Raw genomic sequence first — 22654 nt, forward strand, 5'->3', positions numbered from 1 at the left:
ACTTCTGACGATTTCTCTTTTGCCTTCTGTCATTACGACTTTGTGTGGTGGAATTTTTTCTTTTGCCATAAGTAGGCTCCTGTGTTTATTTTACCACAGTGCCTACTTTTTAGGAATTTACAGAAAGACTTTCACAGAGTCGATAAAAGAATCGGTAACTGAGCGGTACCGGTATTTTCTTTATTCCACCTCAAATTCTTCCCACTCCCTGTCTCCAACATCACTTTCGTGAACAGCGTTTGCAATTTGAATCCCGTTTTTCTTTACGCTTTCTGCATTTCCTGTCACCAGCGGATGCCAGTCTGGGAGCGGTTGTTTGTAATAAAGCCTTCGGTAGGCGCAGGTTTCCGGGAGCCAGTCGCATTTTCCGACATTGTTTTTTGTGAGGCGTGAACATTCTTTCTGTTTTTTGAAGCGGTTTTCGTAGTCGGAGCAGCGGCAGGTTTTAAGGTCGAGAAGGTCGCAGGCAATCCTTGTAAAGTGAACTTTCTGCTTTTTGCCGCGACCTGTGATAAATTTGCGGAAACAGCACAAGCCGCAGCCGTCACACAAAGCTTCCCACTGCTCATCGTTCATCTGAAGCAATGGAGTCTTCATATAAAAATCGGGGTTCAATCTTACTCCACTTCCTCGTAAAGCGATTCAAATTCTGCCTGTTTCATAATAAAAAAGTCGCCTTTCTTTCCGCGAACGACATAATCTCCGGCACTGGCATTTTCGATTTTTTCGGTGTTTTTTACTTTTAGGACTGCATCAAGCGTTCCGTCTTTGTCCATATCGGCATAATCGAACATGGCGAACTGACCGGCAAAAGCTTTAATTTCAGATTGATTTTTTCCGTTCCACTGGACGGCTTCGATAATTTCTTTTCTTCGGTATTTCATGCATATATTTTATCATAGAATTTTATTTTGATTCAAAAAATTATTGGAATCTTAAAATTCATTTTAATCTATATAAACTTGATAATTCCTTAATCAGTGTTATTATTTATGGAAACCAACATTAAAAAAACGGAAAATTCCGAAGGATGGAGAGAGATGACACTTTTAAAACGCTCATTGATAATGATTGCAGGGCCGACACTGGTTCTTTTTCTTCTGATGATGCTTGTAACTGCTAACAGGCTTAAAGTTTATGCAACGGAACAGACGAGGGAAAGTCTTATTTCTTCAAGTGAAGCCTGCTCTGAATATGTAATGGGTGCAATGCAGAGGCCGAGAAATCTTCTTGAAGCACTCACTGACATGTTTTTGGACGGGCCCAATCCTGATACAGATACTAATCTTTCAGTTTTTATCAACTTTACAAAATCTTATCCTGATTCAACCGGCTTTTATGGTGTTATCGACGAACATTATTATGACGGCACACTCTGGGAGCCTGATTCTGACTGGGATCCGCATACCCGCCCATGGTACACCGGAGCCGTAAAAGATCCGCAGAACTTTGTTTATTCTGACGTGTACATTGATGATATGACGGGAAGTGCAGTCGTAAGTATTTCAAAGCAGGTTTTTGATGAGCAGAAAACTTCTCTCGGCGTTGTTTCTGTTGATTTTCCTCTTGCTTCAATAAAAAATGCCCTCAAAGAAAAGTGCCGCTTTGCTGATGAAAGAATGTTCATTCTCACAGAAGACGGTCATTTTGCAACGCACGAGCAATATTCGGCAGAAGATTCGATTTCATCTGTAGAAAACGGTGCTTACAGTTCGCTTAGTTCGAAATTTTTGGGCGGAGGTTCTGAAATTTTTACGGCTCAAACCAACGGAGAAACATATTACTACAAATCAACACCTATTAAGGGAACTAAGTGGTATTTTGTTTACGGTCGTTCTGCAGCAGGAGCAAATGCCTTTGTTCAGAAAACCGCTCAGATTATCATAATTTCTTTTACAGTTCTGCTTGCAGTTATTATTTTAGTGCTTGTAATCATTCTGCATGGCATTGTTCAGCCGATTAAGCATACGGCTCAGGCTTTAAGCGATATTTCTTCCGGAGACGCAGACCTTACCCGCCGTCTTACAATTTCATCAAAGTGTTCCGAAATGAAAACCGTTATCACAAGTTTCAATGCATTTGCAGACAAGCTTCAGAACATGATTGGAACGATTAAATCTACGAGTGCAAATCTAGATGTAGTTTCAGACAATATGCGCGACAGTGTTGCAGAAGTTTCTTCTTCAATGACAAATATCCGGTTGAGTATTGGAAGCGTTAAGGAGCAGATTGCAAAACAGTCAGAAGGATTCACCGAAACTCAGGATGTTGTTAAAGAAGTTACGACCAGCATTTCTACCGTAAACAACATGATTGATTCTCAGAGTGAAAGTATCCGCGAATCATCTGCAGCAGTAGGTCAGCTTGTTAAGAGTATTGAGCAGATAAGCGGTTCTATGGAAAGCATGGCAAATTCATTCAGTCTGCTTGACCGCGAGTCAAAAAACGGAATGGAAAAGCAGAACCGGGTTAACCAGCGTATTGGTCAGATTGAAGAGCAGTCGATAATGCTTCAGGAAGCAAACCTTTCAATCGCGGCAATTGCAGAACAGACGAACCTTCTTGCCATGAATGCGGCAATTGAGGCGGCTCATGCAGGAGAAGCCGGCAAAGGCTTTGCTGTAGTTGCAGACGAAATCCGTAAGCTTTCAGAAACATCTTCCAATCAGTCAAAGACAATCGGTGAACAGCTTAATAATATTAAAGACAGCATTGTAGAAATTGTTTCTGCTTCTCAGGAATCAAGCACGGCTTTTTCGGGAGTTTCTGCACGTATTCAGGAAACTGACAGCCTTGTTCAGTCTGTACGAACTTCCCTTGAAACTCAGAATTCCGATTCACGCAATGTAATTTCTCTGCTTTCCAACATGGAAAAAAATACTGAAAATGTCCGCAGCGCATCACAGAAAATGTCTGATGACAGTACACGAGTTCTTGAAAAAATGGACAGCCTGCAGAATTCTGTGGAGGCTGTAAGCCGGAGCATGACCGAAATGTCTGACAGTGCACAGAGTGTTGTAACCAGCGGCATGAACATCGACCGGAGTGTAGAAGAACTCAACACAAATGTAACACAGCTTGGAAGTGATGTAGCTCAGTTTAAGACAGAGTAAAGACCGGTCTTTTACGCGCGTGGATTTTATTTAATTTTATATTCTTTTTTAAGTTTGCAAATTCCCTGTGTCATTGTTCCCATCGGACAAAAAGTACACCAGCTTCTTGGTTTATACAAAACCATTACAATAAGTCCGATGAGAGTGGAAGTTAGCATGAGACTGTAAAATCCGTAGCTGAACTGAACAATCCAGTTAAGGTTTTCAGGAAGCAGTTCTGGTGTATATGTACATTTCCACGGAACACTGAAAGTCCAGAATAATTTTACTGCCTGTTTGAGATTCTGAGCTTCGCCTGCTACAAGGTAAGTCTGAAAAATCATGTTGCCGAACATCGTAAGGAAAAAGATTAAAAATCCATAACGGAACCATTTGGAAGAAAGTGAGCGTGGAGTTGTTTTATTGCGTGAAAGTCGCAGCTTTGTTCCCAGAATATTAAAAAGCTGTCCACGTCCGCAAAAACTGTTGCAGAAAAGTTTGTTACCGCCGAAAACAGCAAATCCAAGCGGAAGAAGGAAGTCAATCAGTCCAAGCCAGGCAAAAAGTATGTTGAAAAATCCCAGCGCAAAATAAATAATCGCCCAAATCCAGAGATAATTGTACCATTTTCTTGATTTCATGCATTTACCTCCCGTAAAACCGGAGTAATGCATCCGACTGGACAGGTTTTTCCGCACAAACCGCAGCCAACGCAAATATCAGAATTTACACGTGCAAAACAACCGTTTATAACTGAGATTGCCCCTCGCGGGCAGACATTAGTACACGCACCACATGCGACACAGCGGGACTGGTCAACGCAGGCATATTTTTTTGATTTCATTTAGTACCTCTATGATAAATTTAACAGAGGTAAGAGAAATTGTATGTGATGAAGTTACACAGGGGGAAAATTTATCTCAGTTTTTCTTTGTTCAGTATTTCAATTTTTCCGCGTCCGAGTTTAACTATGCCTTCTTCTTCAAGATATTTCAGTGTTTTAGAAACTACTTCGCGTACGCTGCCAATCTGTTTTGCTAAATCTTCGTGTGTAATCAAAAGAACAAGGCTTTTTTGCCGCTGTATTTCTTCTTTGAGTGCAAAGGCAAGGCGCTGATCGATTTTCATAAAAAGAATCTGCTGGATTGTCCATAAAACTTCGGAAAATTTTTCTGTTGCATTTTTGTAGATATACAGGCTTATAATCGGATTTTCTTCCTCAACTTTATGGAGTGCAGCTGAAGGCAGAAGACATACTTCGGTATCTGTGGTTGCTTCAATCAAAACATCAAAAACAATTGAATCCATGAGGCATGAAGCTGAAAGAATGCACACATTCCCTTTTTCAACGCGATAAAGTGTGACTTCCCTTCCCTCTTCTGAAACACAGTAAACACGTAAAGCTCCAGAAAGAACCGCCATAATACCACGGCAGCTTCCGTCTGAACGATGAATCAGCTTGCCGGCTGGAAAAATTTCTGTGCGTGCGCTTTGTGTTAAAAAATTTTTTTGAATAGATGTGAGATTTTTCCAAAAAGAGAAAATTTTGTCCAAATTATTCATACTTACTTTTAACTGTAATAATTCTATTAAATCCGTCTGCTATTTTGCAATCAGCACGAGAATGCTGTTTGCCACGAGGACATAATGCTCCTGAGAATTTAAGGTTTCTTCATCACCAGAAAGTAAAACTGCTGTCTTATTTTCAATTGAAGTGTCGATTGTGCGGTACCAGGTTCTTCCTGCAGAAGGTTTTGGAATTGTGATTGTAAGGTCGTGAATGTCCATATTCATGGCAATGAAAAAATCATTGTCATCTTTTGGGAGTCCTTCTGCCTTGCCACCCAGTCTGAAGCCCAGATAACGGTTCATTTTTTTCCAGTCTGGAATTGTTCCGTCAAAATCGAACCAGGAAATGTCAGGCGGGTTGTTGAACTGGCTTGTTGCCGCACCGCCAAAAAAATTCCGTCTGTGGAAAACAGGATGCTGATTACGGAGTGTGATTAATTTCTGTACGAAATCCAGCATCTGTGAATTTTTGTTTACATCTTCCCAGTTGAACCAGGAAAGGTCATTATCCTGACAGTATGCGTTGTTATTGCCGTTCTGGGTGCGGCGAACTTCGTCTCCTGCAACGAACATCGGAGTTCCCTGAGAAAGCAGAAGTGTTGTGAAGAAATTTTTAATCTGGCGCGCACGGATTTTTTCGATTTTTGGATTGATGACAGGACCTTCATAGCCGTAATTGTAGCTCAGGTTATTGTCGTTTCCGTCACGGTTTTCTTCACCGTTGTCTTCGTTGTGCTTGTGATTGTAAGTGACTAAATCATTCAGTGTAAAACCGTCGTGAGCAGTTATAAAATTTATTGAATGAACCGGCCCCCGTCCGCTGAGTGCATACAGGTCGTTGGAGCCTGCAATGCGGGTTGCAGCTTCGTTTGAAGTATGTTCGTCTCCACGTATAAAGCGGCGGATTCCGTCACGGTAATGGTCGTTCCATTCACACCATCTTCCGCCCGGGAAATTGCCTATTTGATATGCACCGCCGCAGTCCCATGGTTCAGCGATTATTTTTGTTTTTCGCAAGACGGAATCTTCTGAAATCCGTTTGGTGAGCGGTGCAGCATCTGAAGGAAAACCTTTTTCGTCACGGGTAAGTTCAGATGCCAGATCAAAACGGAAACCGTCAACATGCATTTCAAGAACCCAGTAATGAAGACAGTCAATGATAAAATCCTGAACAACCGGATGATTTGCGTTTACTGCATTTCCACAACCGGAATAATTCATGTAGTATTCTTTGTGGTCGTGAACAAGATGATAGAAAATGCTGTTATCGATGCCGCGGAAATTTAATGGAATACCGTTTTCGTTTCCTTCGGCTGTGTGATTAAAAACAACATCAAGCAGAACTTCGATTCCGGCATTGTGAAGGGCTTTTACCATGTCTTTGAATTCACGGACACAGCCGCCTGGAGTTCTGTCGCTTGAATAAGAATTTTTTGGGGCAAAAAAACCGATTGTGCTGTAGCCCCAGTAATTTTTCATGCGTGCGCCTGTACGCGGATTAACATTTGTGTTTTCGTATTCGTCAAATTCCATGACAGGAAGAAGTTCAACAGCAGAAATGCCAAGTGACTGAAGGTATGGAATTTTTTCGATTAAGCCGCGGTAAGTGCCGGGGTGTTCAACCTGTGAAGAAGGTGAAGCTGTAAAGCCTTTTAAATGTGCTTCGTAAATAACGGATTTTTCAAGAGGAATTTCAAGCGGTTTGTCATCTTCCCAGTCGTAGTCTTCATCATCGACGATTACACATTTTGGAAAACGCTCCATGTATTTGTCTTTTCCGGGAAGCATATATTTAAAGACAGAACCTTCGGTAAAAGCTTTTGCACGCGGGTCAAACAATGACTGATTTTTATCAAAACGATGGCCTCGTCCAGGCGTAAAAGGACCGTCAACCCGGTAAAGGTATAAATCACCCGGTTTAAGGCCTTCGACAAATACGTGCCACAAATCGCCTGTTTTGTTAGTTTCGGGATTTAATTCTATTGTATGAAAAGGAACTGCATCTTCTGCTGAAGAATACAAATCCAGATAAACTTTTTTTGCATTACGACTGAAAAGAGAAAAATAAACACCTTTTGCAGTGACTGTGGTGCCTGGTTTAATAGCTTTTCCAGCTGAAATTCTAATCGAGTCCATATTGTAAAAGTTTAACATAGAGTTTTACAAAATTAAAGGTCTCATTCAGAATTTGAAAAAAAATAACTTTTGTTTTTTTAATACCCTGAAAAATTGATAATAACCAAAAAGTTTTGATAAAAAACTTTACAAATCAGAAATTCAGTCATACCATTTTAAATATAGAAAAGTTTCATTCGGAGGTATTAAGAAATGAAAAAAATTCTTGGGTTCGCAGGTGCTGTACTTATGGCATCTCTCGCTTTTATGGGCTGTAATGAAAAAAAGTCAGCAGCAAACAGTGGTAAAAAACTTATCAAAGTTGGTTACGCACAGGTTGGTGCAGAATCTGACTGGCGTCTGGCAAATACTGAGTCATTCAAAAGCACTTTCACACCAGAAAACGGCTACGAATTGATTTTTGTTGATGCTCAGCAGAAACAGGAAAATCAAATCAAAGCAATCCGTGACTTTATTCAGCAGGAAGTTGATTATATCGTTGTTGCTCCAGTTGTAGAAACTGGATGGGAAACTGTTCTTCAGGAAGCTCGAAATGCAAGTATTCCTGTTATTCTTTCAGACCGTGAAATGAAACTTTCAGATGAAAGTCTTTATCTTTGCTGGGTCGGCGGTAACTTCTTAAAAGAAGGTCAGGATGCAGTTGCATGGCTTGATGCATATCTTAAAAAGCTCGGCCGTGACGGTGAAGATATTAACATTGTTGATTTGCAGGGTACAATCGGTGCTTCAGCTCAGATTGGCCGTACACAGGGTCTTGAAGAAGGAATCGCTGCTCATCCAAACTGGCATCTTATTGCTCAGCAAACAGGTGAATTCACTCAGTCTAAAGGTCAGGAAGTTATGGAATCTATGCTTAAACAGTTCGATAAAATCGATGTTGTTTACAGCGAAAACGATAACATGACTTTCGGTGCTATCGATGCTATTAAAGCAGCCGGCAAAGTTCCAGGCAAAGATATCATTATCATTACATTCGATGCTGTAAAAGAAGCATTTAACCGCATGATTGCCGGTGAAATTAACTGTGCAGCAGAATGTAACCCATTGCATGGTCCTCGCGTAGACGAAATCATCAAAAATCTCGAATCAGGCACATCTGTAACACAGAAAAAGCAGTATGTAACAGAAGGCGTATTCGATCAGGACAATGCTCAGGCAGTTTTGCCAACTCGTCAGTACTAATTTAGTTTAGTATCGTTGAAAGTCGGGGTGTCTGCATTGCCGGGCCCCGACTTTTTTTATGCAGATTTTAAAAAGAGGGAATGATGGCGGATGATATTTTGCTTTCCATGAAAAATATTTCAATTTCTTTTCCAGGTGTAAAAGCTCTTCAAAATGTAGATTTTTCTCTCAAAAAAGGTGAGATACATGCTCTTATGGGCGAAAATGGAGCTGGAAAAAGCACATTGATAAAAGTTTTGACAGGAGTTCATATTAGAGATAGCGGCGAAATTTACCTTGAAGGGAAGCCAATAAACAATCATTCGCCGCAGGAAGCTCAGCAAAATGGTATAAGTCCTGTATATCAGGAAGTCAATTTGTGTACAAATATTTCTGTTGCCGAAAATATTTTTGCAGGACATGAACCGCTAACGAAATTCGGCATGATTGACTGGAAGCTTATGAATGAAAAGGCTAAAGCACTTCTTTCATGGGTTGGTCTGGAAGATATCGATGTTACAAGAACGCTCGGTGATTATTCTGTGGCAATTCAGCAGATGGCTGCTATTGCACGTGCAGTTAATTTTAACTGTAAGGTTTTGATTCTTGATGAACCGACAAGTTCTCTTGATGATCATGAAGTAGAAAATTTATTTAATGTAATGCGTCAGCTTCGGGCAGACGGAGTTGGTATCATTTTCGTAACGCATTTTCTGGAACAGGTATATTCTGTCTGCGATAGAATTACTGTTCTTCGTAACGGTCAGCTGCAGGGGCAGTTTACTACGGCAGAACTTCCCCGCTTAAAGCTTGTTCAGACAATGCTTGGACATGAAGTCGATGATCTGGAAAATATTCATCACAATCAGGTATCTGAAAATAACAGTGAACAGGAAGAAGTTATTCGTGCTGTTGCACTTACTCATACAGGTACTATAAAGCCTTTTGATGTTACAATCCGAAAAGGTGAAGTTATCGGACTTACAGGCCTTTTGGGTTCGGGACGGTCAGAAATGGCACGGAGTATTTATGGTGCAGATAAACCGGACGGAGGTGAACTTTTCTTTAAAAACTCTCCGTTAAAGGCCCGTGCACCGATTGATTCAATTAAACGTGGAATGGCCTATCTTCCTGAAGACCGCAAGGCCGAAAGTATCATCGCAGATCTTTCAATCCGTGAAAATATGATGATTGCTCTTCAGGCAAAAACCGGTGTTTTCCATCTGCTCCCGATGAGTAAACAGATTGAGCTTACCGAAAAATACATCAAAGCTCTGCAGATTAAAACGCCTTCTTCAGAAACTTTAATAAAGCAGCTTTCCGGTGGTAATCAGCAGAAAGTTATTATCGGCCGCTGGCTTGTTACAAATCCTGATTTTTTAATTCTTGATGAGCCGACCCGTGGTATTGATGTCGGAACAAAGACCGAAATTCAGAAACTTATCGTGCAGCTTGCCGGTGAAGGTTTAACGGTTATGTTCATCAGTTCAGAAATTGAAGAAATGCTCCGGACTGTAAACAGACTGTGTGTCCTTCGGGATGGTTCAAAAGTCGGCGAACTGGTAAACAACAATCTCACGCAGCAGGATGTCATGGCAGCGATTGCAGGAGGTGAAAAATAATGGTTCAAAAATTTGTTCATCAAATCGGGGAAAAAATTAAATCCTTGGATTTTAAAGAAATTGCACAAAAATTTATAAAAAGTCAGCTTGGGCTTCCGATTATTGCATTAATTGTCATGCTTGTGGTCAATCTGTTTGTGAATATCTATCTAGGCAGAAACTTTTTCAAGATTTCGATTTCACATGATTTGAACGGCAATCCGATTCTGTATGGATTTATAATTGATATTTTAAACCGTTCCTGTGAACTGATTATTCTGGCAGTCGGCATGACGCTTGTTGTTGCTTCTTCGCGTGGAACAGACATTTCTGTCGGAGCTATTATGGCGGTTTCAGGAGCAATTATCGTGCGGCTTTTAGGTTCCAGCTACGACGGATATGCAATGCTTCCTGCCCTTGCAATATTTTTTGGACTTTTAGGCGGTGTGGCTTGTGGAGCGTTTAACGGGCTTCTGGTCGCAAGGCTTAATATTCAGCCGATGGTTGCCACTCTTATTCTTTTTACGGCAGGTCGTGGAATAGCTCAGCTTATCAGTTCAAATGCAAATGCCACAGGAATTATTCTTTATGTCCGGATGGAATCATTTAAATGGATAGGAAGCTTCATTCCCGGCTGTCCTGTTCCAACGCCAATCTTTATAGTTGTTTTATTTGTTCTTCTTACGCAGCTTCTGCTTAAAAAAACAGCTCTTTCTACGTATATTCAGACCGTCGGTATAAATGCAAAGGCAGGTCGTCTGGTCGGAATAAATTCTACGCTTGTTATGTTCTTCTGCTATGTTTTCTGTGGTCTGAGTGCCGGTGTTGCCGGAACAATCGCTTCAAGCCGGATCTATTCAAGTGATGCGAATAATATCGGCTTAAATCTTGAAATGGATGCGATTCTTGCGGTTGCTCTCGGTGGAAACAGTCTTGGCGGAGGTAAATTTAATTTGGCCGGTTCTATTATCGGTGCAATTACAATTCAGTGTCTTACTACAAGTCTTTATTCAATTGGCGTATCAGCAGACCAGCTTCCTGTCTATAAGGCGATTGTGGTTATACTGATTGTTCTTTTTCAGTCTCCTGCATTCAGTAAATTGCGTGCCCGTGTAAAACTGTATCTCAAAAACAAAGCAAATAAAGAAGGAGTGGTTGCATAATGAAAAATATAGTTTTATCTGACTTCATAAAGAAAAAACGAGTTACAGGCAGCAATTTTCTTCTGTTTGTTACGATTGGGCTTTTTGTAGTGATGTATCTTTTCGGCATGATTATTTACGGCAATAAAAATTTTGACCGCATGCAGACTTTTATGAACATGCTTATTAATAACGGCGGCCTTTTAGTTGCGGCAAGCGGCATGACTCTTGTTATGATTACAGGAGGAATCGATATTTCAGTCGGCTCTGTTGTCGGTCTTACCTGTATGATTATGGCATATTCAATGGAAAGAATGGGAATTCCGTGCGGTGCTGCGATTTTAATTGTGCTTTTATTCGGAATTGCTTTTGGTGCACTTCAGGGATGGCTTATTTCTTATATGGAATTGCAGCCTTTTATCATTACGCTGGCGGGGCTGTTTTTCTGCCGCGGTCTTACGGCTGTAATCAGTTCCGATACAATCGCAATTACGAATAAATTTTTTCTGGCAATGGCAAAAAAAGACATTACCCTGCCTTTTGGTGCATATATTAACCGTAAAGGAGATGCAATTTATCCGTTTATCCATCCGAATGTTGTAATTGCCCTTGTTACTGTGGCAATTGTCTGGGTTATTCTTAAATATACCCGCTTTGGTCGCAACCTCTTTGCCATCGGCGGAAATGAACAGTCTGCACTTTTAATGGGAATCAATGTAAAAAAGAACAAATTTTTTGCATATATGCTTGAAGGATTTCTCGCTTCTCTTGCAGGCCTTTTGTTCTGTCTGAATACCTGCGGCGGTTTTGTTGAACAGGCACGTGGTTTTGAAATGGATGCGATTGCTTCTGCTGTAATTGGCGGTACAATGCTTACCGGAGGTGTGGGTACTGTAATAGGAACATTTTTTGGTGTTCTTATAAAAGCTACTATAGAAGCACTTATCAGTTTTAATGGAACCCTTTCGTCATGGTGGAGCCGCATAGTTCTTTCACTTATTCTGTGTTTCTTCATTGTGCTGCAAAGTATTTTCACGATTGTAAAGAACAGAAAAAAACAGTAAATTAAAAATACTCTTTTTTAATCGAGGTAAAAAAATTATGGCAAAAGATTTGGACTGGGCAAACCTGCCTTTCGGTTACATGGAAACTACAAAAAGTTTCGTTGCAAATTATAAAAACGGTGCGTGGGACGAAGGTACTCTTACTTCTGACCACACAATCACAATGTCAGAATGTGCAGGCGTTCTTCAGTATGCACAGACCTGTTTTGAAGGCTTAAAGGCATATACAACATCAGACGGAAAAATCGTTACATTCCGCCCTGATTTAAACGCTGACCGAATGAAGGACAGCTGCGAACGCCTTGAAATGCCGGTCTTCCCGAAAGACCGCTGGATTAAGGCTGTAATCGATACAATCAAAGCAAATATCGAATGGGTTCCGCCGTTTGGAAGCGGTGCTACTTTGTATATCCGCCCATATATGTTCGGTTCAAGCGCTGTAATCGGCGTAAAACCTGCTGAAGAATATCAGTTCCGCATTCTTGTTACTCCGGTTGGACCTTATTTCAAAGGCGGCGTAAAGCCAATCACTGTACGTCTTTCTGACCTTGACCGTGCCGCTCCTCACGGAACAGGCGACATTAAAGCCGGCCTCAACTACGCAATGAGCCTTCATAACATTGTTGATGCTCACAAAAAAGGCTTTGCAGAAAATATGTACACTGACCCTGCAACTCACACATACATCGAAGAAACCGGCGGTGCAAACATTCTTTTCGTTACAAAAGACGGAAAACTTGTTACTCCAAAATCAAACAGCATTCTTCCATCAATTACACGCCGCTCACTCGTTCAGGTTGCAAAAGACTATCTCGGTCTTACAGTTGAAGAGCGTCAGGTAAACAAAAACGAGCTTAAAGATTTTGCTGAAGTTGGTTTGTGTGGTACAGCTGCTGTAATTTCTCCAATCGGCTGCATCGATGACCACGGAACAAAAATCAATGTTCCAAGCGGCATGGATGAAATCGGTCCTGTCCTCAAAAAGCTTCGTGAAACACTCACAGGTATTCAGATGGGAACAGAAAAAGCTCCGGAAGGCTGGATTTACGAGATTAAATAAAAAAAATCCACAGATAGGCACAGATTATCACAGATTAAATAATCGGTGGAAATCTGTGTTAATCTGTGGATAAAAAAGTATGGAAAAAATTACTTACAACACAACAGGCACCTGCGCTCGAATGATTCACTTTGAGCGCGATGCCGAAAATCGTATACACAATATCTCTTTTGAAGGCGGCTGCAACGGTAACCTTAAGGCTATCGCTAAACTTTGTGAGGGCATGACTGCAGAAGAGATTTCTGCCAAATTACTTGGTAATCTTTGCGGAAACAAAAATACTTCCTGTGCAGATCAGCTTGCTAAGGCTGTTCTTTCTAATTAGAAATTTCTTAGAGTTTAAAATATTCGTGACATTCAATAAATTCGTGTTATAATATTTTGTTATGAATATTTCTTATGCAGAACTGATTGAAAAAGCTCTTGCAATGCTTAAAAAATCATATGCCCCCTATTCACATTTTCATGTAGGCGCGGCTTTACTTTCCTGTGACGGACAGATTTTTACCGGCTGTAATATTGAAAATGCAGCTTATGGCCCCAGTAACTGTGCAGAGCGTACTGCTGTTTTTAAAGCAGTAAGTGAAGGTGTAAAAGATTTTTCTGCAATTGCAATTGTTGGCGGCGAAAATGGTATTGTTAAAGATTTTTGCCCTCCCTGTGGAGTTTGCCGGCAGGTTTTAGCAGAATTCTGTAAAAAAGATTTTCAGATTATTCTTGCTAAAAATGCATCAGATTATAAAATTTTTACACTTGGTGAGCTTTTACCGGAAAGTTTTTCGCTTCTCTGATACTTGACACCAATCTTATTTTACTTAATCCTAGAAAAGATAAAAAAAGTTGACTTCATATATTCATATTTGGAGGAGAAAAAAAATATGATTAAAAAAATCGGAAAAAATCGTTTAAGATTTTTTATCGTTACAGCCTGCATTACCGTATTGACCACTGGCTTCGCTTACTCAAAACCTAAGTCTGAGTTAGTAAAAGAAGAACCTGGTTATTATTACGGAAATGGAAAAGGTTCAACAGCTGAAGATGCAGCTTTTCTTGCAAAACGCGAACTTGTTGAAAATGCATTGACTGCAACTGTTCGTTTAACAAATCCTGCAGCCCAGAAAGTTACTGTAAGTGACAGCGTAGTAAATGCACGCTTTCCGGATTTAAAGCCTTACCAGGCAAGCAAAGATGGAAAAACTGTTACATACAGAATGAAGCATGCAGACTGGGAAAAACACGAAAAGGCTTATTCTGACAAGCTCCGGCAGACTTTGAATTCTTCTTACGAAAAATTCAATTCACAGAAAAATTCTGCAGAAAAACTTTCAATTGGTGCAAAAATCCTTTCAACACTTGCAGAAAATGGTGAAACAGAGCTCCTGACTTTACAGGAAAAGGGAACTGAACTTTTTTCAAAAAAAGTAGAAAGTGCATGTTCAAACATTGTTCAGAATCTGGAATTTGTTTTTTCTGAATCAGACAAAATTATTACTTCATCAAATCCAATTGTGATTACTGCAAAAGATTCTTCTGGTTCTGCTTTGGCAGGTCTTTCAGTTAAACTTGTATGGGAAGTTCCTGTTATTTCAGGTGCTTCAGAATCTGCAGACATTGCTGAAGTTGTTTCTATCGTAAAAACAGACGCAATCGGAAATGTAACTGCAGAATATCCTGTTTCTGATGATTATAAAAACAAAATTGTCTGTCTTACAGTTTCTACAGCTTTTGCAAGTGAAGATTATGTAACTTCTGCAATGCGAAAACTTGACGGTGCTTCTTCTGCAGATGCCCGATATTACTGTGTTGAAGACATTAATTCTGCATACAAAACTGTAGAAGTTGCTGCCGGAAAATACACAACTGGTGCCATGAAAGCAGACTCAAGAGCAAGTGCAAGAGAAGCTTCTCGTGAAGTTGAACTTGCTGACTATGCAGTTGATGTTTCTCCAGTTACAAATTTCCAGTATGCAGCATATCTTTATTTGACTCGTGCTGATTCAACTCCGGAATATCTGGATAACACTGATTTTAACGCTCCTTCTCAGCCAATTATTAATATTTCTGCTGCTGAAGCAGAAGCATATGCAGCATGGCTTTCAGAGCAGACAGGCAGTAAATATCGTCTTCCAACAGATGATGAATGGGAAGTTGCTGCCCGCGCAGGTGCTGAAGTTATTTACCCTTGGGGTGATGAAGCTCCAAATAAGGGCAAAAAAGCAAATTACAAAAAGAACGGTAAATTCAAGTTTACTTCTCCTGTAGGTGCTTTTGAAGAAAATGTAAATGCCTGGGGACTTGTTGATATGGCTGGAAACGTCTGGGAATGGACTTCTAGTGCCCGAAATGAAGCAGAAGATTCTACCCTTCGTACAGTAAAAGGCGGTTCATGGATGGACGGTCCTGTTGATTTAAGAATTTCTAACTATAAAAATGTTGACGGCAATAACGGCTATACTGATGTCGGTTTCCGTCTTGTAAAGGAGATTTCTAAATGAAAAAAATGAGAAAAGTTTTATCAGTCTTGACTGCAGCTCTTGCTGTGTTCTTAATTTCCTGTGGTTCAACAAATGTTGATGGAAAAGACCCTGAAGTTGCAAATGGTATTAAAGCCTGGAATTCACGTGAACCTGAATCAGCACGTGCTTACTGGACAGAAATTAAAGATTCTGCAACACAGAAAAAATACCTGAATTACATCACTTTATATAATGCAGGTAATGATGCACTTGAAAGTACTGATGCAATCAAGGCTACAAACGAAAGCAAGCTGCTTTCTGCTTGTAATACAGCCCTTACAAAATTCAGTGCAATTGACGAGCCTCTCCTGAGTCTGCCGGCAAGCACAAAAGATAAGGGTTCAAAACTTACTGCAGTTCGAATTGACAATCTTCTTGCTGCCGGAAAAGTTAACGAAGCAGGTAAAATGCAGAAAACAGCTGTAAAAGTTTATGGAACATCAGCTGAACTTGATACAACTGCAAAAGAAGTTGCTGTATGTGAATCAATTGCTTCAAAAAAAGCTAATCTTCTTGCACAGGCAGAAAAAGCTGCGGCAATCGAAGATTTTGATGCACAGATTGCAGCATACAATGACCTTCTTGCAAAATGTACTGCAGCAGAATCAGAAGTAAATACACTTGTTAAAAATTCTGGTGTTGCTGACACAAATGGTGTTTCAACTTACGCAAAAACTTTCAAAAAAGTCCGCCAGGATGTTGCCGTTCAGAGAGAAGCTTCAATTCGTGAAAAAGCATACGATTACAAAGATGCAATCGGTGAAGAATTTGCCCGCCAGCCTGAAGGAACTGGAAGCGGTAAAAATGGTGAATTTACTCTCGATGAAATCCTTGCACACTACAAATCAGTAGAAGCAAACATCAATACAAAATATGATGAACTTATTGCTTTCTCTGAAAAATATCCGAAAGAAGTCAGCAAAGACATTATTAACGATATAAACGCACAGAAAAATGATCTTCAGGCAAAAATTGCACAGATTAACAAAGAAATTGCTTACAAGAAAGAAGTTGAAAGCCGTGGTAAAACTGTAATGCCTCTTATGATTGGTCTTTTCAACCCTGCTCCTGGTTCAACAAAAGAAAGTCAGAAATCTCGTCCTGCAAAATTCTCTGCAACAAAACAGAAAGGTGATGAGTACTGGTGGGGTATGGTTTCTATTAAGAGCGGTGAAATGAACGACCTTGTAATCACTCTTAAAGATAACCGCAATGTCCGCGTATTCAATCAGAATACTCACAGTGGTAAAGATATCGAAAAGAAAGGAATTAAAGACCTTGTAAGCAAGGCAAATAAAGTAGGAAATTCATGGCCTGTACTCAATGCTGGAAAAGCTTTAGGTTCAGACAAATATTTCTTTGAAATTCAGAAAGGTAAAACAGACAGCTATTCTGGTGAAGTAGTTGTTTACAGTTCATTTATTACAAGGAGTCGCTAATCATGGCAGAAGAAAAAACTAAAAAAAGCCTTAACAAAAAAACAATAATTTTTGCTGCAGTCGGAGTTTTGGTAATTGCAGCTATTGTTTCTGTAATTTTTATCAACGCAATGCCAAAAGGTGTTAAAGTTGCAGTATCAAATCTTCCGGATTCATTAAATCCTGTTCTTCCTCAGAATACACAGGGTCTTAATGCAAATGAACTTATTTTTGACGGTCTTTGTAATAACGAAGTAGTTGAAGATGAAAACGGAAATGGTGCTCTTGTAGCAGAACCATGTCTTGCTGAAGACATTGAAGAACATGGAAATGACAAAAAAACATTCCTTGTTACTCTTAATACAAGTACAGAATGGCATGATTCAACTCAGGATAAGCGCCACTATCTTTCTTCAGAAGATGTTATTTATTCTTTTGATGCTTATGCCTTAAAAGAAAATGAATCTCCAAACCGCGAATATTTCCTTTCGTTTATTGATAAATACGAAGCACAGGATGAATCAACTGTAATCATCACATTCAAAAAGCCTATTCCGCTTTTCCGTGTTTATTCAGTTCTCGCTGCGTTCAAGATTATTCCTGCTAAATACAATGGAGAACCAATGAATGTAAATATGCGCGAAGGTGAAAATGAACGTGCATTTGCTACTTCTCCAATTGGAACTGGTCCTTTCAAATTCACAGAATGGAAAATCGAACGATATATTGCTTTTGACAAAAATGCAAAATATGAAAATTCTACAAACAAACGCGTAGAAGCAGACACAATCGTAATTGAACAGATTGTCGACCCTGAAGTTCGCCTTAATGAATTGCGCAAAGGAAACATCAACCTTATTCTTGAAACAAACCCTCTTGACCGCCAGAAAGTTCTTTCTTTCGAAGGTGAAGGTGTTTACATCAGTTCATATATGCCATATGCATTCTATGATATCCAGATTAATACAACTCTCTTCCCTAAAGCAGAAGGCCGTCAGGCTATTGCAATGGCTTTGAGCAAAGAGGACTTAATTCCAGGAATTACTGATCAGGAAGATGTTGTTGTAATTAACTCAGGAATTTTCCCTGCAAATACTCTTTCTAAAAACGTTCCGGAATATTATGAAGGTAACATGCCTGCTAAGCTTCCTTACAACCTTGCAAAAGCAAAGAAGCTTGCTTCTCAGGGTGGAATTGCAGGTCAGAATGCAATGCTTAAATATCCTGAATCAATGGGTGCATTCGGAAAACAGCTTGCAGATGCAATTGCTAAACAGCTTGAAGAAATTGGTCTTAACGTTGAAGTTAAAAAGGTTAACGTTGATACATTCAAGCGTGATGTAAGCCGTGAAAAGAAGAATTACGAACTTGCTCTTATGTATCACGACGGTTTTGATAACTGGTATTCATCAATCGGAAGCCTTTACAGAGGAAATGGTGCAGACAATGTTTCCGGCGTTTCTGATAAAAAACTTGACGGTCTGTTTACTGAATTTGATAAACAGAATGAAACACGAGGCATGATTGATATTATCGACAAACTTGAAACACGCTTTGCTGATGACTGTCCTGCTATAAATCTTATTACTCTTCAGAAAGATGTTTATGCTCGTGGTCTTAAAAATGTTGTAATCGCTTCTGACAACCCGTTCCTTTCAGCAGAAAAATGGGTATTCGGCGACAGAAAAAATAAATAGCTAGAGGTGCATTAATGCGTTTTCTGCGCTTTTTATTAAAAGAACTGGTCATTCATGGCATTTTATTTGCCCTGATTGGCACAGTTGTGCTTTCTTCCCTGTATCTTATTGCTACCGGGGAGGAAGCAAGTGGATATTTAAGAGCTCTCAAGGGCTTTGGTTTGTTCCTTACTGGTCAGGTAAACACTGCAAAGGTTGGATTTTCTTCAGGTGCAATTATTCGAAGCGGTGCGGCAGTTACTCTGCCACTCGCTCTGATTGCTCTGCTTGTGATAATTCTTATCAGCGTAGTTTGTTCTTCTTACTCAGTTACAACAAGATACATGGCACTTCATTTTGAAAAAAAGACCTCTGTCTATGCAGAAAAAATAATCAATGGAATTGCTGCCGTTCTTGCTGCGATTCCGCTGTTTGTCGGCTTAATGATTATTTATTCTATAGCAGGAAGATATTGTCCGCTGCCGGTTGTTGCAATTGTAACTGTTTTGTTCGGAGGCCTTTCATGGGACGCAACGAACTTTCTTAAAACAGACATGCTTGCACAGGTTAGTCAGACCCATGCTATTGTTTTTTCAACTTTGGGCCGTCCAATGGGTAAGCTTTTCCCTTCACAGGGAACATATTCAGGCTATCTTTTCCAGGCAAGTCTTCCGCGATTTATTCCGTATGTTGCCGGTAAAGTTCCTGCAATTATTGGTTCAATCACTATTGCTGAAATTGCATTTTCTTTTCCTGGTCTTGGAAAAACATTAATTGATGCAATGAAAGCTCTTAATGGAACTGACACACTTGTAGCTTCCGTATTTGTTCTTCTTTGTGTAAATGCTTTTGTTTCATTGATAGTAAAAGGGATTCTGTTCATGTTCTATCCGAGGTGGTATGAAAAAGCAATCTAAGGTTTTAAAAACAATTCTTATAATAATTCTTTTGCTGCCACTTGTAATTTCGTGGCTGCCTGAAAAATTATATTACGATCTCCGTGAAGAGCGTAAGGTTCAGACTTATCCTGATGGAACTCCAGTCATGATTCAGAATACCGATGAAAACGGCGATCCTGTTTTTGAAGAAGATGGAACACCTCAGATGGTCGTAAGTCTTAAAAAAGAGGTTACAGTCCGTTCATTTATACCTCAGTCACTTTTTGAAAATGAAGAAAAATCTGAACGTGAAGTAAAAGAAGATTATTTTGGATTCTTGAAATTTCTTGATCAGGTTTTTGTCTCTTTCAGAAAACTTTCTCTTATTCTTGTTTCAACATTAATTTGTGCGATGATTTTTAGTGTTGTACTTGGATACTTGAGTGTGCTTTCTATGGGAGCAGGCCGTACTTTTTCAAATATATTGAGTGCATTTGAATCAATTCCGTCAATTATTATTGCTTTGTTCTGTTATGTACCTGTTTCAGGTGTTTTGAGTAACGGCAAGGCAACCACATCAGCCTGGGTTTCACTGCTTGTCTTTGTTGCAGCAGCTACAGTTACTGTATTACCTGAAGCTGTAAGAAGTATTTCAATTCCACTTTCTGATTTGTATAACCGTAAGTACAGCGTTTCATTCCGTTCTTATGGCTTTACAAAGAACAGAATTCTTTCTGTATTGATGAGAACTTCGCTTATGAAGGACACTTTAAAGCGTGTAGCAGCAGGTATTCTTCTTAAAACTTTGGTTCTTGATACTTCATTTGGTTATGTTGTTCAGCTTGGCTTTGGCGAAAATGGATCACCACAGCATACAAGTCCTGGTTCATTAATTGCAGCATATCGTTCAGCAATTTTTGGTTCCTCAGATTACCCTTCCCTGTATTTCTGGATTCCGGCATTAATTGTAATTGCAATCAGTGTTGCTTTCCTTATGATTCTTGGAAAAAAACAGGAGGCAGACTAAATGAAACCAGTTGAATTTTTGGATTTTAGCATCCATCTTGGACAGCGTATTACGCTCAAACATTGTAATTTTTCCATAGATGAAGGAACATCTACAGTTATTATGGGTGTTACAGGAACTGGTAAGTCAGTTCTGTTAAAGTCAATCGCAGGAATCTTGCCGATGAATGTCTTCACTTTTGAAGGTTCTCAGAAAGTTAACGGCCTTGATTCTTACATTGATGGAAAAAAACAGGACTTTGACCAGTGGACTAAAATTGAACAGTCCGGGCTCATGTTCATTCCGGCAGAAACAGCTCAGGTAATGAATCCGTCCCTCACACTCGACCAGAATCTGGCTCTTTTGGCACCAGGTGAACGCGAAATAATCGTAAGTCGCCTTTCTACATATTTTTCTATGGATTTTGAAAAATATGCGCGCAATTATCCGGATGAAGTTTCCGGCGGTGAAATGCAGCGAATCACATTAATGATTTTGCTGTCTCGGCGTGGAAATCTTATTCTTCTTGACGAGCCTACAGTAAATCTTGACCGTAACCTGAGAAAGAGTTTTGTTGAATTTTTGAATAATGAAATCTTAAACGACAAAACAAAAACTTTCTTAATGGTTAGTCACGATGTTGATTTTATCCGCCGCCTTACTTTAACCCAGGCTTATATCTTAAAAGATGGAGATATGGTTAAACTTGACCAGCTCCCTGAACTGGAAGGATATGAAAAACCTGAAGCAAAAAAAGGTGCGTCAGGTTCAGCAATTGAACTTAAGGAAGTTTCCCAGTCTTACAATAAGCGAGGGCTTTTTGGAGACAGAAAATTTACTGCCTTCAAAGGATTGAATCTTACTTTTGAACGTTCAACTGTTTACGGAATTACAGGTCCTTCCGGTTGCGGTAAGTCTTCAACAATCAAAGCAATTTTGCGTCTTCTTGATGAAACCGGCGGTCAAATCCTCATGGAAGGAGATGATTTGGTTGCTTTAAAGCCTAAAGAAACCGGTAAGGATCCAAAAGAATTTAAACCGTTCAGAAAAAGAATGGCAGTTGTTCAGCAGGATTCCCGTTTTTCATTCTTCCCTGACCTTAAAATCAAAGATTCATTTAATCAGATTTCAAAGGCCGGCATAGAAGGTACACTTGAAGAATTTACTGAAAATCTTAAAAAGGTCGGCCTTACGGAAGGTCATCTTGAGATTCTGCCACAGTCTCTTTCTTCAGGAGAAATGAAGCGTGTTGATATTGCCCGTGCACTTACTGCTAAACCGGACATTCTTCTGCTTGACGAACCTTTTGCCCACATTGACTTTGCAACTCGTCTGCATGTTATGAAGGTAATTTCAGATTATCTTGCTGAGCATGCAACAATTCTGGTTGTTGTAACTCATGAAGACTTTGACTTAAGGTACTTTGTAGAAAAGAACTACGACTTCCCGGAACTTGTCGGTATGTATAAAGATGCAGGCTGATTTTAAGGCATAATTTTTAGCCCTCGTTCTTAATTGAACGGGGGATTTTTTTTAATGATATAAATGCTAAAAAAGCAAAGTAAAGTGTTCTTATGACTAAAATACCTGCAAGAAGTGCTGTTATTACTGGAAATTTATGATTAATTAATGAATAAATCAAAATGAAGATTAGGGATGAAAAAGAAACTAACGACCAGTAGGTAATTAAAAGACGCTTGTCTTTAAAAGGCTTAAAAATTGAAAAAGCAAAAATTAAATGCAGAGGCATGAAAATAAAATACTGATAATTGTTTTTTAATAAGCTTTGAGTTGAGAAAATATCCAGAAAAAAGATTACACAACCGGTAATTCCTGCCAAAACAAATAATAATAGATCAAATACTTGAATAGATTTATAAAATGATGAAATATAAATTTTATCAAAAAAACAAACTATCGTTTGGTAGACAGTAGTTAAGAAAGTGACACCTAACCATATCAGTAAGATTATGATGGTTGTAAAATATTCTTCATGTAAATAATTAACAGGTTCCGTATTATCAATATTAAGATTTTCTTTTTTACTTAGATATACGTAAGAGTTATTTATTTTTTTTGGTTGTAGATTATGTTTCCATATTTGTGAAAGTAAAAATTCTTCATCTGGATTTTTTCCTTTCATTCTTATTGAATCATGTAAAATTTTTGAGATATGTGTTTCTGAATTATTTGTAAGAAATTCAAACTCATATTTGTAATCAGGCAATGCCGTATGTAAGGTATTTATGAAGGAATATATGTAATTGATTTCATCTTTATTTAAAGTCAAAATAAATTCTGTTAAAGATACATTTGATTTTGCTGACTGTTCAAT

General features: G+C 39.3%; 21 protein-coding genes. 14 read left to right on the forward strand and 7 right to left on the reverse strand.

The window, feature by feature from the left end:
• Window positions 1-180: 180 nt before the first annotated feature.
• Entirely contained in the window at window positions 181-597 is a 417-nt protein-coding gene (locus ACKI5B_RS09870; RefSeq protein WP_407428266.1) for a YcgN family cysteine cluster protein, read from the reverse strand.
• A 20-nt stretch (window positions 598-617) separates the two neighbouring features.
• Window positions 618-884 carry a hypothetical protein gene (locus ACKI5B_RS09875; protein ID WP_407428268.1) on the reverse strand — a complete coding sequence of 89 codons (267 nt, stop codon included), beginning with the start codon at window positions 882-884 and terminating at the stop codon, window positions 618-620.
• A 156-nt stretch (window positions 885-1040) separates the two neighbouring features.
• Here ACKI5B_RS09875 and ACKI5B_RS09880 point away from each other — a divergent pair, with 156 nt between their 5' ends.
• On the forward strand, window positions 1041-3113 hold the full coding sequence (locus tag ACKI5B_RS09880; RefSeq protein WP_407428270.1) for a methyl-accepting chemotaxis protein: 2073 nt from the start codon (window positions 1041-1043) through the stop codon (window positions 3111-3113).
• Between the two features lie 26 nt (window positions 3114-3139).
• On the opposite strand, the gene ACKI5B_RS09885 is transcribed toward ACKI5B_RS09880, so the two are convergent.
• The 4 genes from ACKI5B_RS09885 to glgX form a co-directional block, all read right to left on the reverse strand.
• Complete coding sequence (locus ACKI5B_RS09885; RefSeq protein ID WP_407428272.1) at window positions 3140-3733, reverse strand: 4Fe-4S binding protein; 594 nt, start codon at window positions 3731-3733, stop codon at window positions 3140-3142.
• Window positions 3730-3936 (reverse strand): 4Fe-4S binding protein, encoded by a 207-nt coding sequence (locus ACKI5B_RS09890; RefSeq protein ID WP_407428274.1) that lies wholly within the window; start codon window positions 3934-3936, stop codon window positions 3730-3732. The genes ACKI5B_RS09885 and ACKI5B_RS09890 overlap by 4 nt, the downstream gene beginning before the upstream one ends.
• 71 nt (window positions 3937-4007) lie before the next feature.
• Entirely contained in the window at window positions 4008-4655 is a 648-nt protein-coding gene (locus tag ACKI5B_RS09895; protein WP_407428276.1) for a Crp/Fnr family transcriptional regulator, read from the reverse strand.
• A gap of 39 nt (window positions 4656-4694) precedes the next feature.
• A complete protein-coding gene (gene glgX / locus ACKI5B_RS09900; protein WP_407428278.1) occupies window positions 4695-6797 on the reverse strand; it encodes a glycogen debranching protein GlgX in 2103 nt (700 codons plus the stop codon).
• Window positions 6798-6989: 192 nt separating this feature from the next.
• On the opposite strand from glgX, the gene ACKI5B_RS09905 reads away from it, so the two are divergent.
• The 13 genes from ACKI5B_RS09905 (at window position 6990) to ACKI5B_RS09965 (ending at window position 21801) form a co-directional block, all read left to right on the forward strand.
• Window positions 6990-7979 (forward strand): ABC transporter substrate-binding protein, encoded by a 990-nt coding sequence (locus ACKI5B_RS09905; RefSeq protein ID WP_407428280.1) that lies wholly within the window; start codon window positions 6990-6992, stop codon window positions 7977-7979.
• A gap of 83 nt (window positions 7980-8062) precedes the next feature.
• Window positions 8063-9580, forward strand: a complete 1518-nt coding sequence (locus ACKI5B_RS09910; protein WP_407428282.1) for a sugar ABC transporter ATP-binding protein — start codon at window positions 8063-8065, stop codon at window positions 9578-9580.
• The gene (locus tag ACKI5B_RS09915; RefSeq protein WP_407428284.1) at window positions 9580-10722 is read left to right on the forward strand and encodes an ABC transporter permease; all 1143 of its coding nucleotides are present in this window, start codon (window positions 9580-9582) and stop codon (window positions 10720-10722) included. Before ACKI5B_RS09910 ends, ACKI5B_RS09915 begins: the two co-directional genes overlap by 1 nt.
• Window positions 10722-11765, forward strand: coding sequence for an ABC transporter permease subunit (locus ACKI5B_RS09920; protein ID WP_407428286.1), 1044 nt, complete (start codon window positions 10722-10724; stop codon window positions 11763-11765). Before ACKI5B_RS09915 ends, ACKI5B_RS09920 begins: the two co-directional genes overlap by 1 nt.
• A gap of 37 nt (window positions 11766-11802) precedes the next feature.
• Window positions 11803-12825 carry a branched-chain amino acid aminotransferase gene (locus ACKI5B_RS09925; protein ID WP_407428288.1) on the forward strand — a complete coding sequence of 341 codons (1023 nt, stop codon included), beginning with the start codon at window positions 11803-11805 and terminating at the stop codon, window positions 12823-12825.
• Between the two features lie 79 nt (window positions 12826-12904).
• On the forward strand, window positions 12905-13150 hold the full coding sequence (locus ACKI5B_RS09930; protein ID WP_407428290.1) for a TIGR03905 family TSCPD domain-containing protein: 246 nt from the start codon (window positions 12905-12907) through the stop codon (window positions 13148-13150).
• Window positions 13151-13211: 61 nt separating this feature from the next.
• Window positions 13212-13616: a cytidine deaminase gene (cdd, locus tag ACKI5B_RS09935; protein WP_486401673.1), complete on the forward strand. Its 405-nt coding sequence runs from the start codon at window positions 13212-13214 to the stop codon at window positions 13614-13616.
• Between the two features lie 87 nt (window positions 13617-13703).
• Complete coding sequence (locus ACKI5B_RS09940) at window positions 13704-15320, forward strand: formylglycine-generating enzyme family protein (protein WP_407428292.1); 1617 nt, start codon at window positions 13704-13706, stop codon at window positions 15318-15320.
• Window positions 15317-16780, forward strand: coding sequence for a hypothetical protein (locus tag ACKI5B_RS09945; protein ID WP_407428294.1), 1464 nt, complete (start codon window positions 15317-15319; stop codon window positions 16778-16780). The genes ACKI5B_RS09940 and ACKI5B_RS09945 overlap by 4 nt, the downstream gene beginning before the upstream one ends.
• Before the next feature lie 2 nt (window positions 16781-16782).
• Window positions 16783-18456: an ABC transporter substrate-binding protein gene (locus tag ACKI5B_RS09950; RefSeq protein ID WP_407428296.1), complete on the forward strand. Its 1674-nt coding sequence runs from the start codon at window positions 16783-16785 to the stop codon at window positions 18454-18456.
• Between the two features lie 14 nt (window positions 18457-18470).
• Window positions 18471-19352, forward strand: coding sequence for a hypothetical protein (locus tag ACKI5B_RS09955; protein ID WP_407428298.1), 882 nt, complete (start codon window positions 18471-18473; stop codon window positions 19350-19352).
• Window positions 19336-20340 (forward strand): hypothetical protein, encoded by a 1005-nt coding sequence (locus tag ACKI5B_RS09960; RefSeq protein ID WP_407428300.1) that lies wholly within the window; start codon window positions 19336-19338, stop codon window positions 20338-20340. The genes ACKI5B_RS09955 and ACKI5B_RS09960 overlap by 17 nt, the downstream gene beginning before the upstream one ends.
• Window positions 20341-21801, forward strand: coding sequence for an ATP-binding cassette domain-containing protein (locus ACKI5B_RS09965; RefSeq protein WP_407428302.1), 1461 nt, complete (start codon window positions 20341-20343; stop codon window positions 21799-21801).
• A 16-nt stretch (window positions 21802-21817) separates the two neighbouring features.
• On the opposite strand, the gene ACKI5B_RS09970 is transcribed toward ACKI5B_RS09965, so the two are convergent.
• Window positions 21818-22654: hypothetical protein (locus ACKI5B_RS09970; protein ID WP_407428304.1), on the reverse strand; the 837-nt coding region annotated here is incomplete at its 5' end.

The organism is Treponema sp., assembly GCF_045657965.1.
GTDB lineage: Bacteria > Spirochaetota > Spirochaetia > Treponematales > Treponemataceae > Treponema_D.

What these genes read in the sequence shown, in the direction of transcription:
- ACKI5B_RS09950 (WP_407428296.1), top strand. Translation starts at nt 16,783, where the DNA reads ATGGCAGAAGAAAAAACTAAAAAAAGCCTTAACAAAAAAACAATAATT.
- ACKI5B_RS09885 (WP_407428272.1), bottom strand. Translation starts at nt 3,733, where the DNA reads ATGAAATCAAGAAAATGGTACAATTATCTCTGGATTTGGGCGATTATT.
- ACKI5B_RS09905 (WP_407428280.1), top strand. Translation starts at nt 6,990, where the DNA reads ATGAAAAAAATTCTTGGGTTCGCAGGTGCTGTACTTATGGCATCTCTC.
- ACKI5B_RS09960 (WP_407428300.1), top strand. Translation starts at nt 19,336, where the DNA reads ATGAAAAAGCAATCTAAGGTTTTAAAAACAATTCTTATAATAATTCTT.
- ACKI5B_RS09920 (WP_407428286.1), top strand. Translation starts at nt 10,722, where the DNA reads ATGAAAAATATAGTTTTATCTGACTTCATAAAGAAAAAACGAGTTACA.
- ACKI5B_RS09915 (WP_407428284.1), top strand. Translation starts at nt 9,580, where the DNA reads ATGGTTCAAAAATTTGTTCATCAAATCGGGGAAAAAATTAAATCCTTG.
- ACKI5B_RS09925 (WP_407428288.1), top strand. Translation starts at nt 11,803, where the DNA reads ATGGCAAAAGATTTGGACTGGGCAAACCTGCCTTTCGGTTACATGGAA.
- cdd (WP_486401673.1), top strand. Translation starts at nt 13,212, where the DNA reads ATGAATATTTCTTATGCAGAACTGATTGAAAAAGCTCTTGCAATGCTT.
- ACKI5B_RS09945 (WP_407428294.1), top strand. Translation starts at nt 15,317, where the DNA reads ATGAAAAAAATGAGAAAAGTTTTATCAGTCTTGACTGCAGCTCTTGCT.
- ACKI5B_RS09955 (WP_407428298.1), top strand. Translation starts at nt 18,471, where the DNA reads ATGCGTTTTCTGCGCTTTTTATTAAAAGAACTGGTCATTCATGGCATT.
- ACKI5B_RS09875 (WP_407428268.1), bottom strand. Translation starts at nt 884, where the DNA reads ATGAAATACCGAAGAAAAGAAATTATCGAAGCCGTCCAGTGGAACGGA.
- glgX (WP_407428278.1), bottom strand. Translation starts at nt 6,797, where the DNA reads ATGGACTCGATTAGAATTTCAGCTGGAAAAGCTATTAAACCAGGCACC.
- ACKI5B_RS09880 (WP_407428270.1), top strand. Translation starts at nt 1,041, where the DNA reads ATGACACTTTTAAAACGCTCATTGATAATGATTGCAGGGCCGACACTG.
- ACKI5B_RS09930 (WP_407428290.1), top strand. Translation starts at nt 12,905, where the DNA reads ATGGAAAAAATTACTTACAACACAACAGGCACCTGCGCTCGAATGATT.
- ACKI5B_RS09965 (WP_407428302.1), top strand. Translation starts at nt 20,341, where the DNA reads ATGAAACCAGTTGAATTTTTGGATTTTAGCATCCATCTTGGACAGCGT.
- ACKI5B_RS09890 (WP_407428274.1), bottom strand. Translation starts at nt 3,936, where the DNA reads ATGAAATCAAAAAAATATGCCTGCGTTGACCAGTCCCGCTGTGTCGCA.
- ACKI5B_RS09940 (WP_407428292.1), top strand. Translation starts at nt 13,704, where the DNA reads ATGATTAAAAAAATCGGAAAAAATCGTTTAAGATTTTTTATCGTTACA.
- ACKI5B_RS09870 (WP_407428266.1), bottom strand. Translation starts at nt 597, where the DNA reads ATGAAGACTCCATTGCTTCAGATGAACGATGAGCAGTGGGAAGCTTTG.
- ACKI5B_RS09895 (WP_407428276.1), bottom strand. Translation starts at nt 4,655, where the DNA reads ATGAATAATTTGGACAAAATTTTCTCTTTTTGGAAAAATCTCACATCT.
- ACKI5B_RS09910 (WP_407428282.1), top strand. Translation starts at nt 8,063, where the DNA reads ATGGCGGATGATATTTTGCTTTCCATGAAAAATATTTCAATTTCTTTT.